Here is a 14,845-nt window from a genome sequence, read left to right on the forward strand (position 1 = left end):
CGGATCGGCCCTACCGCATACTCACTGGTCGCGGAAGCGGACGATCTTGACGAACTCGTCCGCGTCGAGCGCCGCGCCGCCGATCAGGGCGCCGTCGACGTCGGGCTGGGCCATGATCGCCGCGATGTTCCCGGACTTCACGGAGCCGCCGTACTGGATGCGGACCTTGTCGGCCAGCTCCTGCGAGTACAGCTCCGCGAGGCGGCCGCGGATCGCCCCGCAGACCTCCTGGGCGTCCTCGGGGGTGGCGACCTCGCCGGTTCCGATGGCCCAGACGGGCTCGTAGGCGATCACGATGGACTCGACCTGCTCGGCCGGGACGTCCTTCAGGCCGCCGTCGAGCTGGGCGAGCGTGTACGGGACCTGCTGGCCGGCCTTGCGGATGTCCAGGCCCTCGCCGACGCACAGGATCGGGGTGATCCCGTGCTTGAAGGCGGCCTTGACCTTGGCGTTGCAGATCTCGTCGGTCTCGCCGTGGTACTGGCGGCGCTCGCTGTGGCCGACGGCCACGTACGTGCACTTCAGCTTCGCCAGCATCGGGCCGGAGATCTCGCCGGTGTAGGCGCCGGAGTCGTGCGCGGAGATGTCCTGGGCACCGTACTTGATCTTCAGCTTGTCGCCGTCGACCAGGGTCTGGACGGAGCGCAGGTCGACGAAGGGCGGCAGGACCGCGACCTCGACGGCGTCGTAGTCCTTGTCGGCGAGCGCGAAGGCGAGCTTCTGGACGTGGGCGATGGCCTCGAGGTGGTTGAGGTTCATCTTCCAGTTGCCCGCCATGAGCGGGGTGCGGGTGGTCATGCGGGTTCAGCCCTCCAGGGCGGCGAGGCCGGGGAGCGTCTTGCCCTCGAGGTACTCGAGGGAGGCGCCGCCACCGGTCGAAATGTGGCCGAAAGCGTTCTCGTCGAAGCCCAGCGTGCGGACCGCGGCGGCGCTGTCGCCGCCGCCGACGACGGTGAAGGCGTCACTGTCGACGAGGGCCTGCGCGATCGCGCGGGTGCCTCCGGCGTAGTCGGGGTGCTCGAAGACGCCCAGGGGACCGTTCCAGAACACGGTCGCCGCGTCGGCGATCTTCGAGGCGTACAGCTCGCGGGTCTTGGGACCGATGTCCAGACCCTCCTTGTCGGCGGGGATCTTGTCCGCGTCGACGGTGGTGTACTCGGCCGGGCTCTTGCCCTTGAGGTCGGGGAACTCCGTCGAGGCCAGGATGTCGACCGGCAGGACGAGCTCGACGCCGGTGGACTCGGCCCGGGCCATGTACTCCTTGACCTTTTCGACCTGGTCCTTCTGGAGCAGGGAGATGCCGACCTCGTAGCCCTTGGCGTAGAGGAAGGTGTAGGCCATGCCGCCGCCGATCAGGAGGCGGTCGGCCTTGCCGAGCAGCTCGTCGATGACGGCGAGCTTGTCGGAGACCTTGGCACCGCCGAGGACCACGACGTAGGGCCGCTTGACCTCGTCCGTCAGCTTCTTCAGGACGCCGACCTCGGTGGCGATGAGCTGGCCGACCGCGTGCGGGAGCCGCTTGGGCAGGTCGAAGACCGAGGCGTGCTTGCGGTGGACGGCGCCGAAGCCGTCGCCGACGTAGATGTCGGCCAGTTCCGCGAGCTGGTCGGCGAAGGCGCCGCGCTCGGCGTCGTCCTTCGAGGTCTCGCCGGCGTTGAAGCGGAGGTTCTCGATGACGGCCACCGTGCCGTCGGTGAGGGCGGCGACGGTCTCCTTGGCGGAGGAGCCCACGGTGTCGGTGGCGAACGCGACGTCCGCGCCGAGCAGTTCACCGAGGCGCGCGGCGGCCGGCGCGAGCGAGAAGGCCGGGTCCGGGGCGCCCTTGGGGCGGCCGAGGTGCGAGGCCACGATGACGCGGGCGCCGGCCTCGGCGAGCTTCGCGATCGTGGGCTGGACGGCGCGGATGCGGCCGTCGTCGGTGATGGTGCCCTCGGCGAGCGGGACGTTGAGGTCCGCGCGGACGAAGACCCGCTTGCCCTTGACGCCTTCGGCGAGCAGTTCGTCGATCGTCTTCATGTGTTTCTGACTCCTTTGGGCGCCCGTGTCGGGGGCGAAGAACGACTGGCAAGCTACAGGGTCCGGACTGCGCATCGTCGCGCGGCCCGGACCCTGTGCTTCACATCGTGGTGTCAGCCCGGGAAACTCAGAGCCGGCCGCCGACGAAGACGGTCAGGTCCACGAGGCGGTTGGAGTATCCCCACTCGTTGTCGTACCAGCCGACGACCTTGACCTGCTTGCCCTGGACCATGGTCAGGGAGGAGTCGAAGGTGCAGGACGCCGGCCAGTTCACGATGTCGGAGGAGACGATCGCGTCCTCGGTGTAGTCGAGGATGCCCTTCAGCTGGCCCTCGGAGGCCTTCTGGAAGGCGGCGTTGATCTCGTCCTTGGTGACCTCGCGGTCGAGCTCCAGCACGAGGTCGGTGACCGAGCCGGTCGGGACCGGGACGCGCATGGCGATGCCGTCCAGCTTGCCCTTGAGCTGCGGGAGGACTAGGGCGGTGGCCTTGGCGGCACCGGTGGAGGTCGGGATGATGTTCTCGGCGGCGGCGCGGGCGCGGCGCAGGTCCGAGTGCGGGAAGTCCAGGATGCGCTGGTCGTTGGTGTACGCGTGGACCGTCGTCATCATGCCCTTGACGATGCCGAAGTTCTCGTCCAGGACCTTCGCCATCGGCGCCACGCAGTTCGTGGTGCATGACGCGTTGGAGATGACGTGGTGGTTGGCCGCGTCGTACTTGTCCTGGTTGACGCCCATCACGATCGTGATGTCCTCGTCCTTGGCCGGAGCCGAGATGAGGACCTTCTTCGCGCCGGCCGCGAGGTGCTTGGCGGCGTCGGCCTTCTTCGTGAAGATGCCGGTCGACTCGATGACGATGTCGGCGCCCAGTTCGCCCCAGGGGAGGTTCGCGGGGTCGCGCTCGGCGAAGGTCTTGAACGTGTTGCCGCCGACGGTGATGGTGTCGTCGGTGTGGGACACCTCGGCCTTGAGGCGGCCCAGAATGGTGTCGTACTTGAGAAGGTGCACCAGGGTGGCGTTGTCAGTCAGGTCGTTGACACCGACGATCTCGATGTCCGCTCCCTGCTCCAGGAGGGCCCGGAAGTAGTTGCGGCCAATACGGCCAAAACCGTTGATGCCTACGCGGATCGTCACGAACCGATCTCCTCGTTGGTGCGCCGGTGAGAGCGCTGGCGAGCTGAAATGGGATGTCCCCGACCGCTTACGACCCTACCTCTCCGTGAGCTTCTGGGTGACATCGGTCGAGGGCTGACACTCCCCCCACTTCGCCGGGGTATCCCCTGCGGGGCCCGCTCCGGACGCACCGGCGCGGGCCCCGGGAGCCTGGGCCCCGGTCACTCTGGGTGAGCGTGGAGGATGGCGCTGATCAGCGGTTGAGCGAGCGGAGCGCCTTACCGACGAGTAGGGCGCGGTCCGCCGCCGCGGGCAGGTGTTCCAGGCCGAAGCCCAGAAGTACGGTGTCACGCGTGGTCACCGAGGCATAGGAGCGGAAGAGCTCTGCCGTGCGGGACCAGTCGCCTGCGACGTCGGGACTGCCGGCAGGCGCGCCCTGGGCCGCCCAGGCGCCGAGGGAGGTCTCGAACCCCTCGCCCGCCTGCTCCCCGCCGACGGTCGACAGGCGCGCCTCGTCCGCGAAGACGCCGCGTCCGCCCGAGCCCGGGTCGGTGATGTAGGAGAGCGAGAGCTCGACGGAACGGCCCGCGTAGGCGCTCAGGTCGAAGGAGACCTCCTTCCAGCCGCCGGAGGACCCGGTGAAGGTGTTCCACCGGCCGCTGGTGCCCTGCGGGCTGCAGCCGCCGCCGTCCAGGGTGAGGTAGCGGCGCAGGAACGGGTGGCCGTTGATGAAGAATCCGGCCGCGCACTCCTCCGGGACGGCCGAGCTGCTCAGCCCGCCCGCCTCCGGGAGCGTGGTCCAGTCGTCGCCGCCGGCGCTGCGGGCCTCCAGCGCGGCGTGGTCGTAGCCCTCCTCCGTGTTCCAGTTCAGGGCGAGCTTCAACCGGGGCCTGTCGGCCGCGGTGACGCCGGTGAGGTCGATGGTGCGGACGAGCCGCTTCCAGTCGCTGTCGGTGTGCAGCGCCGAGGCCATCCCGGCGCCGGCGTAGGGGGCGTAGGGGTTCGTGATCCCGGTGTACTGACCCGCCTGCGCGCTCTTGAACTGCGGGAACTGCGCGGGCGCCAGTGTGTCGGAGGTGACCGTGTAGGCGCCGGGCGCGTTCAGCGGGTTGCCCGCGGCGTCGCCGAGGCCGCCCTTGGCGTCCTGCAGGGCTCCGGTGCCGGCGAAGCCGGTGGCGCCGGGGGTGCTGGTGCGGCCGTAGGCACCCAGCCAGTACTGGCTGAAGTCGTTGGTCACGGCGCGGCCCACCTGGGCGTTGCCGCCCGCCAGCTCGCCGGCCTCGATCAGCCGGCCGCCCTCGTTGAGGAAGTCGCGCACCGCCAACTGTGTTTCGCCGCCGGGCGACTTGGCACCCGTGTAGTGGACGGCCGTGCCGAAGTGGGAGAGGACCCCGAGGTGGTGCGGGACGCCCTGGACGGCGACGTCCCAGACGGCGGCGGACCGGCCGTTGGCCCGCAGCGCCTCGACGTACTTCTGGGCGTGCTGGGCGGCGCCCCCTTCCTCGGCGATCACCAGGACGTCAGCGCGCGGACGCTCGGCGACCGTGTACGTGAAGTGCTCGCTGGAGACCTGCCTGCCGGAGCGGTCACGGCCGGTGAACCAGACCTCGACCTCGTCGCCCGGCCGGGCGCCCTCGACCTCGGCGCGGTACTCGTCGAACCAGTTGTTGTCCTCGCCTCCGTAGACGTCGCCGCCCTTCCAGGCCTCGAGGTCCTCGTCGTGCGTGCGGCCGCCGTTGATCCGGTAGTTGAGCTCCTTGTCCTTGAGCGCCTTGCGGGCCGTGACGGCGACCTCCTGGCCCTGTCCGCGGGCCGCGTAGGAGATGGTGAAGGGGTCCGGGGTGAAGTCGGCCGCGCTCAGGCCGACGGAGGACGCCGGGCGGTCCGGGTGCGCGGCGCTCTCGCCGACCGCGAGGGCGAAGGGGACGTTCTTGGCGAACTCCTCCTGGATGAGCTTCTCGTCGTCCGGGAAGTTGAAGCCGGAGGCACAGTCCTCGGGCCTCCACGGGTCGTTCGGGTCGCTCGCGGAGGCGGTCTGGCAGGTGGTCATCTCCGGCGTGAACATCATGATGCCGTTGACGTTGGCGCCGTGGCCGTCGGCCTCGCCGTTGGTGGTGTAGAGCTCCGAGGACACCTGCGGGTAGTAGCCCGGGACCGCCGGGTTCTCGGGGGTGCCGGCGAGGGCCTTGTAGGCCACGTCGTCGGGGGTGGGGGTGGCCACCTGCCAGCCGACGCCGTAGAGAATCAGCTCGGCGGCGGAGTGGTAGTTGACGGCGTACTCGAAGCCGATGCGCTTCTCGAAGGCGTCGAGGGCGACGGTTTCGGGCTCTGAGGAGGCCCGGGGGCCTCGGTAGGTCTCGCCGGCCTGGTTGGGTGAGGAGCCCTCGTTGTCGTAGCCCCACTTGTAGGCGAAGTTGCGGTTGAGGTCGACCCCGTCGCCGGTGGTGATCTTCCCGTCACCGTTGTTGTCGCGCAGGTTCTTGCGCCACAGCCGCTGGCTTTCGGCGGCGTGCGTGTGGTCGTAGCCGTCGGGGTTGGCACTGAGCAGGAACCACAGCTCGCTGGAGTCCACCAGCTTGGTGATCCGCTGGTCCTTGCCGTAGTTGTCGAGGGTGTGGTGCATCAGCCGCCGGGTCATCTCGGGGGTGATCCACTCGCGGGCGTGCTGGTTCGACATGTACAGCACGGAGGGTTTTGAGCCGTCCCTGGTCCGTTTCGCGTTCTTGCTGACCTTGAGGGCGAGGATGTCCTTGCCCTGGACGGTCCTGCCGATGGAGACGACCTTGGTGAGCGCCGGGTTCTCCCCGGCCGTGCGCAGGATCTCCTCCTGGAGGCCGCCCTTGCCGCTGTACGGGCGGAACACGCCGTCGCCCGCGGCCTTGGCCCGGGCCGTGCCCTGAGCCGGGACCTTGCGCTCGGCGAGCTTGACGCCCCGGGCCGCGAGCTCGCCGGCCTGGGCTCCGGTGAGGAAGAGCTCGACCCGGGCGGTCCCGGTCTCCGGGGCCCGCTCGGTGAGCTCATGGGCGTCCTGGCCGGCGGCGAGGACGAGCGGCACCTGTTCCCTGGTGATGTCGGCGTCGTAGACCCGCACCTCCTCGGCGCCGGACGCGCCGGCGGTACCGGGCCGGGCCTGGGCCGCCGCGGGCAGCGCGGCGAGTGTGGTTCCGAGAACGAGTGCGCTTGCGGCGAGGACGACTCTCGCGCGGTGACTCATGTGCCCCCCTGGGCGTCGGCTGCCACGAAAGGTTCGGACGCCAGACTCAAGACCGGCCCATGCTCATGTCAATGGGGCATACCGTGAAGGGGCCCGCACGAGTGATCGCGCGAGCCCCTTCTGCCGTAGGCGGTCTCCCGGCCCGAGGACTTATCCGGCCATGTTGTCGGCCATCTCCTCGCTGAGGTCGAGGTTCGACTCGGTGCCCGGGATGCCGAGGTCCTGGGCCCGCTTGTCGGCCATCGCCAGCAGACGCCGGATGCGGCCGGCGACCGCGTCCTTGGTCAGCGGCGGGTCGGCGAGCGCGCCCAGCTCCTCCAGGGATGCCTGCTTGTGCTCCATGCGCAGCCGGCCGGCCGCGGCGAGGTGCTCCGGGACCTCCTCGCCGAGGATCTCCAGCGCGCGCTGCACGCGGGCGCCGGCGGCCACGGCGGCCCGCGCCGAGCGGCGCAGGTTGGCGTCGTCGAAGTTGGCGAGGCGGTTGGCGGTGGCGCGCACCTCGCGCCGCATCCGCCGCTCCTCCCAGGCCAGGACCGACTCGTGCGCGCCGAGGCGGGTCAGCAGTGCGCCGATGGCGTCGCCGTCGCGGACCACGACCCGGTCCACTCCGCGCACCTCGCGCGCCTTCGCGGCGATGGAGAGCCTGCGGGCGGCGCCCACCAGGGCCAGGGCGGCCTCCGGGCCGGGGCAGGTGACCTCCAAGGAGGAGGACCGGCCCGGCTCGGTGAGCGAGCCGTGGGCCAGGAAGGCGCCGCGCCACGCCGCCTCTGCGTCGCACGTGGCCCCGGAGACCACCTGCGGGGGAAGACCCCGGATGGGGCGTCCGCGGCCGTCCACGAGGCCCGTCTGGCGCGCCAGCTGGTCACCGCCGGCCACGACGCGGACCACGTAGCGGCTGCCGCGGCGCAGTCCGCCGGGCGCCATGACCACGAGGTCCGAGGAGTGGCCGAAGATCTCCAGGATGTCCTTGCGCAGACGTCTGGCGGCGATCCCGGTGTCCAGCTCCGCCTCGATGACGATGCGGCCGCTCACCAGGTGCAGCCCGCCCGCGAACCGAAGGATCGCCGAGACCTCCGCCTTCCTGCAGCAGGTCCGGGTGACGGGCAGGCGGGAGATCTCGTCCTTCACCGCAGGCGTCATCGCCATGGGCCGATCCTTCCATGCATCCGAAAAATACGGTCGTACGCGGCGGCCAGCAGCTCCGGGTCGTGCTTGGGCGAGCCGTCCTGCCTGGCCACGGGCGCCAGCTCGACCGCGGCACCGAACCGTTTCGCGGCATCGGCAAGGGACTCGCGGTCGGGCACGGCGGCCTCGTCGGCCAGCACCACGTCCAGGGCGAGTTTAGGGGCGTGTCGGGCCAAAACCTCCAAATGACGCTGCGGAGAGAAGCCCTCTGTTTCGCCGGGCTGCGGCGCGAGGTTCAGCGACAGGACACGCCGGGCCTTGGTCTCGACGAGCGCGTCCAGCAGTTCCGGGACCAGCAGGTGCGGGATCACGGAAGAGAACCACGAGCCCGGGCCCAGTACCACCCAGTCGGCGTCCAGCACCGCCGCGACGGCCTCCGGCACGGCCGGCGGGCCGCTCGGCACGACCTGTACGGAGAGCACCTCGCCCGGGGTCAGGGCCACGGTGGCCTGCCCGCGGACGGTGTCGACGTCCTCGGGGCGGGCCGGGTCGTGACCCCTGACCAGGGCCTGGAGCTCCAGCGGCACCGCCGACATCGGCAGCACCCGGCCCTGTGCGCCCAGCAGCCGTCCCACCAGGTCGAGGGCCTGGACGGGGTCGCCGAGCTGTTCCCACAGGGCGACGATCAGCAGGTTGCCGACGGCATGCCCGTGCAGGTCGCCCTCGGACTGGAAGCGGTGCTGGATGACCCGGGCCCAGGTCTGGCCCCAGTCGTCGTCCCCGCACAGCGCTGCCAGCGCCTTGCGCAGGTCGCCGGGCGGCAGCACGCCGAGCTCCTCCCGGAGCCGTCCGCTGGAGCCGCCGTCGTCGGCGACGGTGACCACGGCGGTGAGGTCACCGGTGATCCGGCGCAGGGCTGCGAGGGAGGCCGACAGGCCCTGTCCGCCGCCGAGCGCGACCACCTTGGGCGTGGCGCCCCTCCGGCGGCCGGAGCGGCCCGCGCCTTCCTCTCCCCGTCCCGGGGTGAGGCGGCGCAGACGGCTCAGCCGCGGGGTCCGTGCGGTCACTCGCGCCCCATGTCCCTGTGGACGACGACGGTCTCGACTCCCTCGGAGGCGAGGCGGGCGGCGAGCTTCTCGGACATGGCGACGCTGCGGTGCTTGCCGCCGGTGCACCCGACCGCGATGGTCACGTAGCGCTTGCCCTCGCGGCGGTAGCCGGTGGCGATGAGCTGGAGCAGCTCGGTGTAGCGGTCGAGGAACTCCTTGGCGCCGGGCTGGCTGAAGACGTACCCCGACACCTCCTCGTTGAGCCCGGTGAAGGGGCGCAGCTCCGGGACCCAGTGCGGGTTGGGGATGAAGCGGCAGTCGACGACGAGGTCGGCGTCGACGGGGAGGCCGTACTTGTAGCCGAAGGACATCACGGTGGCCCGCAGCTCGGGCTCCTCGTCCCCGGCGAACTGGGCGTCCATCTTGGCGCGCAGCTCGTGCACGTTCAGGCTGGAGGTGTCGATCACCAGGTCGGCGTCGCCGCGCAGCTCGCGCAGCAGGTCGCGCTCGGCGGCGATGCCATCCGTGATGCGGCCGTCGCCCTGGAGCGGGTGCGGGCGGCGCACCGACTCGAAACGGCGGACCAGCGCGTCGTCGGAGGACTCCAGGAAGACGATGCGGCGCGTGACGCCCTTGTTGTCGAGGTCGGCGAGGGACTCGCGCAGGGCGTCGAAGAACTGCCGGCCGCGGACGTCGACGACGACCGCGATGCGGGCCACGTTGCCCTGGGAGCGGGCGCCGAGCTCCACCATGGTCGGGATCAGCGCCGGCGGGAGGTTGTCGACGACGAACCAGCCGAGGTCCTCCAGACACTTGGCCGCCGTGCTGCGGCCGGCCCCGGACATGCCGGAGATGATCACCAGCTCGGGGATGCCCGCCTCGGCGATCTCGCCGGGCTCCACTGTCGTGCCCGTACTCACCTGTGCTCCGTCTCGGTCGTGCGCGGTCTCGTGCTCGGTCATTGCTCGGTCCCCCGTTCGGACGATGCTCCCGCTGGCGCGGGGTTCTCATCCTCAATGATCTCTCCTGTGGCCGTGTTGACGGCAGGACCGGCGGGGACCGCCCCGGCGAGGGCCGCGGCCACGGTTTCGGCCGTCTTCCGTCCTATGCCGGGGACCTCGCAGATCTGGTCGATTGTCGCCTGTCTCAGCTTCTTCACCGAACCGAAGTGCTTCACCAGGGCATGCTTGCGGCTCTCGCCGAGGCCGGGCACCTCGTCCAGCGGCCCCGACTTCAGGCGCTTGCCGCGCTTGCTGCGCTGGTACCGGATGGCGAAGCGGTGGGCTTCGTCACGTACCCGCTGGAGCAGGTAGAGGCCCTCGCTGGTGCGGGGCAGGACGACGGGGTCGTCCTCGCCGGGCAGCCAGACCTCCTCCAGCCGCTTGGCGAGGCCGCACACGGCGACGTCGTCGATGCCGAGCTCGTCCAGGGCCCGCTTGGCGGCGGCCACCTGGGGCTGCCCGCCGTCGACCACGACGAGCTGCGGCGGGTAGGCGAAGCGCTTGGGCTTCCCGTCGTCCTCGGGGGGCCCGTCCTCGCCGTCCTGCGGGTCCCACTCCCCCGTCTTCGACTTCTCCAGCAGGTAGCGGCGGAAGCGCCGGGACACCACCTCGTGCATGGACCGGACGTCGTCCTGCCCCTCGAAGGACTTGATCTGGAAGCGCCGGTACTCGCTCTTGCGGGCCAGGCCGTCCTCGAAGACGACCATGGACGCGACGACGTCGTCCCCCTGGAGGTGGGAGATGTCGAAGCACTCGATGCGCAGCGGTGCGCCGTCCAGCTCCAGGGCCTCGGCGATCTCCTCCAGGGCGCGGGAGCGGGTGGTGAGGTCGCCGGCGCGTTTGGTCTTGTGCAGGGCGAGGGACTGCTGCGCGTTGCGGTGGACGGTCTCCATGAGGGCCTTCTTGTCCCCGCGCTGCGGTATCCGCAGGCTCACCTGCGACCCCCGCCGCCCGGCGAGCCACTGGGCCAGCGCGGGCGTGTCCTCGGGGAGGGCGGGGACCAGCACCTCCTTGGGGACGGACTCGCCCTTCTCCTCCCCGTAGAGCTGCTGGAGGGCGTGCTCGACCAGTCCCGCCGTGTCGACGGCCTCGACCTTGTCGGTGACCCAGCCGCGCTGGCCGCGGACGCGGCCGCCGCGGACGTGGAAGATCTGCACGGCGGCTTCGAGCTCGTCCTCGGCGACGGCGATCAGGTCGGCGTCGGTGGCGTCGGCGAGCACCACGGCGTTCTTCTCCATCGCCCGGCGCAGCGCCCCGATGTCGTCGCGCAGCCGGGCGGCCTTCTCGTATTCCATGTCCTCGGCCGCGAGGTGCATCTCCTTCTCCAGCCGGGAGAGGTAGGCACCGGTGCGGCCGGCCATGAAGTCGCAGAAGTCCTCCGCCAGTTCGCGGTGCTCCTCGGGCGTGACCCGGCCGACGCAGGGCGCGGAGCACTTGCCGATGTAGCCGAGGAGGCAGGGGCGGCCGATCTGGGCGGAGCGCTTGAACACCCCGGCGGAGCACGTACGGACCGGGAAGACCCGCAGCATCAGGTCGACGGTCTCGCGGATCGCCCAGGCGTGGGCGTACGGACCGAAGTAGCGCACGCCCTTCTTCTTGGGCCCCCGCATGACCTGGACCCGGGGGTACTCCTCGTTCAGGGTGACGGCGAGGGAGGGGTAGCTCTTGTCGTCCCGGTACTTCACGTTGAACCGGGGGTCGTACTCCTTGATCCAGGAGTACTCCAGCTGGAGCGCCTCGACCTCGGTGGCGACCACGGTCCACTCCACGGACGCGGCCGTGGTGACCATGGTGGCGGTACGGGGGTGCAGGCCGGCGACGTCCTGGAAGTAGTTGGCCAGGCGCTGGCGCAGGCTCTTGGCCTTCCCGACGTAGATCACCCGGCGGTGCTCGTCGCGGAACCGGTAGACGCCCGGGGAGTCTGGGATCTGCCCCGGCTGGGGGCGGTAGCTGGAAGGGTCGGCCATGGCAACCACCCTACTGGCGCGCGCCGACAACGGACCGTAGCCCTCCGGGGCGGCCTGCGGAGCCGGACGGCCCGCGGCGCGTGGCCTTCGCGGGCACACCGGCCTCGCCGGCGTTCGGGGCCGCGGGGTCCGGGGCGGGCCCCGGGAAACGTTGGAAGGGCGGCGGGGAGAGCTGCCCGCAGGGCCCGGCCCCGGGGTGGGGGCGGGCCGGGCCCTGCGGGGGGAGACAGCCGCTCAGGCTCGCGTGCCCACCCGGCGGGATCGCCGGACGGCGGTCACGCCGAGGGCCCCGAGCACCCCGAGCGCCACTCCGGCCCCTGCCGTCCACGGCACCTGCGCGCCCTCGGCGGCAGCAGGCACGGCAGCCGTCGCGGCATCGGCCTCGGCGTAGCCGCCCGCGGCGCCGCGGGCGGCGTACGGGGAGCCGGGGAGCTTGTCCCCGTACGCCTCGGCCACCCGCGCCCGGTAGGCGTCGAGGGTGGTGCCCCCGGCGCCCACGGCGCGCACGGCGTCCTCGTCCAGCGGCAGTACCCGGCTGCTGTCGGCCACGTACCAGGCGTCGATCTGCGGTTCCCTGAAGACGCTCCCGCCGGGCAGTTTCGCGGCGCCCAGCTGTGCGTAGCGGAATTCGTCGTCGCCGGTGGCGATGTTCACGACCTGCCAGCCGGAATCGGTGCGGACGGTCCACAGGACGGCCTGCCGGCCGTCTGAGGAGACCGCCTTGCTGGCGAGGAACTCCAGGCGGGAGACGGGCGCACCCTCCCGGGCCGCGACGAAGTCCGGGGAGAGGTGGTTGACCGGTATCGCCTCACCCTCGATGCGGGGCTGCGCGGCGGTGACGGAGACCCTGCCCTCGCGGGCGAAGAACCGGGAGAGGGTGGCCAGGGTGTCGGGGGCGGTCGCCGCCTGCGCCGCGGCCGCCCTGTTCTCGGCGGTGGCCGCCGTGGGCTGCGGCAGGGGGGCCGCGGCGGCGGCCTGCGGGGCGAGCCCCAGGAGGGCGGTGGCGGCGAGGACGGCCGCGGCGGCCGAAGCGCGCAGGGTCATGGCGGTCACGCCCCGATCCGGTAGAGGGAGTGGGTCCAGGAGAAGGTGTTGTTGTTGACGTACCAGGCGTGGGAGGCCCAGTTGTATCGGTCGCTGGAGGGCCAGGGGTCGCCCCAGTAGACCCAGTTGTTCGCGGTGTCGTAGCCGTGGAGGACATGCATGTGGCCGCCGCCGTTCGACCACTGGATGCGGGTTTCGATCGGGCGGTTCGCGTTGATCTCGGTCTGAACGGTGGAGTACTGCAGCCAGCCGTTGACGTAGGAGCCGGGGTTGATGCCCGCCCAGCGCAGCCCGGTCTGGACGTTGCCGAGGGTGGCCTGGTTGTTGGGGCATTCGGTGCCCTGCTGGCGGTTGAAGGCGGCGTTGCAGAACTGGTTCTGGCTGTGATTGCGGCCGAACCAGGTGGCGATGGTGTTGCCGCCCGCGGCCCAGCACCAGTTGGTCTTCTGCTGCGCCTGCATGGTGATGTTCAGGCGCTTTTGCGCCAGGGAGAGGCCGGGCGCCGTGTCGGCGTCGGCAGCGGTGGCGGTGCCGGCGGGCAGGGCGAGGAGCAGGGCGGTGAGAACGGCGGTGAGGAGGGCGGCCGGGGAAAGCCGCCGGTTTCGGTTGCGCATCGCGTTCCTCCCGAGGTGGGGAGTGGGGGGTGGAGGAGCGCGTCCGGACGCTGTGGAGGAGCATCAGGGAGTTGTCGCGATCAGGTCAACACGCTTCAATACGCGATGACGTTGCAGTGTGAACGGTGGGACTGCGGTGTGAACGGTTGCTGTCGTTTCACCTGGTCCCCCGACGCTGCCGCCGTGATCCCCCACCCCGGCGCGTGTGAACGTTCACAGAGGAGTCGCCATGCGGCCTTCCACGGATCCGGCGCACATGGCGGAACTGAACCGGCTGCTGCGCGGCGGCCCCTTCCATCTCGCCCTGCGCGCCGCCCTCGCCGCCCGCGGGCTGCCCCTCCAGCGGGTGCAGCACCACCTCGCGGCGCAGGGCATCAAGGTCGGCGTGACGAGCCTGAGTTACTGGCAGCAGGGCGCCCGCAGGCCGCGCCAGCCGGAATCCCTGCGGGCCGTCACCGCCCTGGAGGCGATCCTGGAGCTGCCCGACGGCGCCCTGCTCAGGCTGCTGGCGGTCCCCGACCCGGCATCCGTCGCGGGGCCCGCCGCCCGCCCGGCCGGCCGCTCGTACCGGGCCCTGTTCAGCGCGGGTGGGACGGTGGAGCGGCTGCTGGACGGGATGGAACTCCCACCGGACGGCGGGCTGCACTCACTCGGCCACCACGAGCGGGTCCGCATCGGAGAGGCGGGCGAGCTGCGGGTCCGCGAGTCGCAGCAGATCGTCCGGGCGCACCGGGACGGGGTCGACCGCTACCTCGCCGTGCATCACGGCGACCCGGGCTGCGACGTGTCCCGGGTGCGCGTGACCGCGTACGAGAACTGCCGTACGGGCCGGGTGCGGTGCCATCCCGAGGCCGGAGTGGTGGTCGCGGAGCTGCTCTTCGACGCCCGGCTGCGCCGCGGGGACACCTACGTCTTCGGCTACGGGGTCGAGGACGGCACGGGCCCGCGCAGCGGCGAGTACGTGCGCGGTTTCAGCTACGCGGGCGGCCAGTACATGCTCCAGGTCCGCTTCGACGCGGCGGCCCTACCGGTGCGCTGCCGGCGGTTCGCCCGCAGCGGGCCGGACGCCCCGCGCACCGGCCTGGCCGATCTGACGCCGAGCGGCCGGCACCGGGCGGTGCATCTGGTGGAGCAGTCGGTGCGGCGCGGGATCCTCGGGATCGCCTGGGACTGGGACTGATCCGTACGGGGTACCGGTCAGCCGGCGACGAGCCTGCCGTTCTCCGCGCGGACCGGCACCTCCGGCAGCGGCCGGTCGGCCGGGCCGCGCAGGACCTTGCCCGTCGACACGTCGAAGCGGCTCCCGTGGCAGGGGCAGTTCCCCTCCCCTTCGACGATCTTGTCGAGGACGCAGCCGGCATGCGTGCACTGTGCGCTGAACGCCTTGTACCGGCCCTCCGCCGGGCAGCTGACGATCAACTTCCGCTCCCGGTAGAGCTTCGCGCCGCCCACCGGGACGTCGGCCGCCGCACCCAGTTCCACGGGGGCGGTGGGGGTCGGGGGGGTGTTGCCGCCGCTGTTGGTCTCCGTGGAGCAGGCCGTGAGCGCCGCCCCGGCGCCGGCGGCCCCCGCGAGCGCGGCGGCGCCCTTGAGGACGGTACGGCGGGCGGCTGACTGCGGCACGGACATGCGGTTCTCCTGGGGTGCGGGCGCGGTGGGGCGGGGCACGGACGGGGTCTCGGACCGGGGCCCGGCCCGCGCACC

12 protein-coding genes are annotated in these 14,845 nt (G+C 71.6%); 1 reads left to right on the forward strand and 11 read right to left on the reverse strand.

What is annotated here, in order from left to right:
* Positions 1-21: 21 nt before the first annotated feature.
* From tpiA to ACZ6JS_RS25575, 10 genes are all read right to left on the reverse strand, one after another.
* Positions 22-798, reverse strand: coding sequence for a triose-phosphate isomerase (tpiA, locus tag ACZ6JS_RS25530; protein ID WP_469301258.1), 777 nt, complete (start codon positions 796-798; stop codon positions 22-24).
* A gap of 6 nt (positions 799-804) precedes the next feature.
* Positions 805-2,016, reverse strand: a complete 1,212-nt coding sequence (locus tag ACZ6JS_RS25535) for a phosphoglycerate kinase (RefSeq protein WP_469301259.1) — start codon at positions 2,014-2,016, stop codon at positions 805-807.
* Between the two features lie 127 nt (positions 2,017-2,143).
* Positions 2,144-3,148, reverse strand: coding sequence for a type I glyceraldehyde-3-phosphate dehydrogenase (gene gap, locus ACZ6JS_RS25540; protein ID WP_469301261.1), 1,005 nt, complete (start codon positions 3,146-3,148; stop codon positions 2,144-2,146).
* Between the two features lie 232 nt (positions 3,149-3,380).
* Complete coding sequence (locus ACZ6JS_RS25545; protein WP_469301262.1) at positions 3,381-6,341, reverse strand: M14 family metallopeptidase; 2,961 nt, start codon at positions 6,339-6,341, stop codon at positions 3,381-3,383.
* Between the two features lie 150 nt (positions 6,342-6,491).
* Complete coding sequence (whiA, locus tag ACZ6JS_RS25550; protein WP_030009075.1) at positions 6,492-7,487, reverse strand: DNA-binding protein WhiA; 996 nt, start codon at positions 7,485-7,487, stop codon at positions 6,492-6,494.
* Complete coding sequence (locus ACZ6JS_RS25555) at positions 7,478-8,533, reverse strand: gluconeogenesis factor YvcK family protein (RefSeq protein WP_469301263.1); 1,056 nt, start codon at positions 8,531-8,533, stop codon at positions 7,478-7,480. The genes whiA and ACZ6JS_RS25555 overlap by 10 nt, the downstream gene beginning before the upstream one ends.
* Positions 8,530-9,477 (reverse strand): RNase adapter RapZ, encoded by a 948-nt coding sequence (gene rapZ, locus ACZ6JS_RS25560; protein ID WP_469301265.1) that lies wholly within the window; start codon positions 9,475-9,477, stop codon positions 8,530-8,532. The genes ACZ6JS_RS25555 and rapZ overlap by 4 nt, the downstream gene beginning before the upstream one ends.
* Positions 9,474-11,483, reverse strand: a complete 2,010-nt coding sequence (uvrC, locus tag ACZ6JS_RS25565; RefSeq protein ID WP_469301267.1) for an excinuclease ABC subunit UvrC — start codon at positions 11,481-11,483, stop codon at positions 9,474-9,476. Before uvrC ends, rapZ begins: the two co-directional genes overlap by 4 nt.
* A gap of 234 nt (positions 11,484-11,717) precedes the next feature.
* Positions 11,718-12,527 carry a hypothetical protein gene (locus ACZ6JS_RS25570; protein ID WP_469301582.1) on the reverse strand — a complete coding sequence of 270 codons (810 nt, stop codon included), beginning with the start codon at positions 12,525-12,527 and terminating at the stop codon, positions 11,718-11,720.
* Positions 12,528-12,532: 5 nt separating this feature from the next.
* On the reverse strand, positions 12,533-13,141 hold the full coding sequence (locus ACZ6JS_RS25575; RefSeq protein WP_469301269.1) for a papain-like cysteine protease family protein: 609 nt from the start codon (positions 13,139-13,141) through the stop codon (positions 12,533-12,535).
* A 229-nt stretch (positions 13,142-13,370) separates the two neighbouring features.
* Between ACZ6JS_RS25575 and ACZ6JS_RS25580 the strand changes: the two genes are divergently transcribed.
* Positions 13,371-14,321 (forward strand): hypothetical protein, encoded by a 951-nt coding sequence (locus ACZ6JS_RS25580; protein WP_469301271.1) that lies wholly within the window; start codon positions 13,371-13,373, stop codon positions 14,319-14,321.
* Between the two features lie 17 nt (positions 14,322-14,338).
* On the opposite strand, the gene ACZ6JS_RS25585 is transcribed toward ACZ6JS_RS25580, so the two are convergent.
* The gene (locus ACZ6JS_RS25585) at positions 14,339-14,770 is read right to left on the reverse strand and encodes a Rieske (2Fe-2S) protein (RefSeq protein ID WP_469301273.1); all 432 of its coding nucleotides are present in this window, start codon (positions 14,768-14,770) and stop codon (positions 14,339-14,341) included.
* Between the last annotated feature and the right edge of the window lie 75 nt (positions 14,771-14,845).

Source organism: Streptomyces sp. NPDC046349, assembly GCF_055587885.1.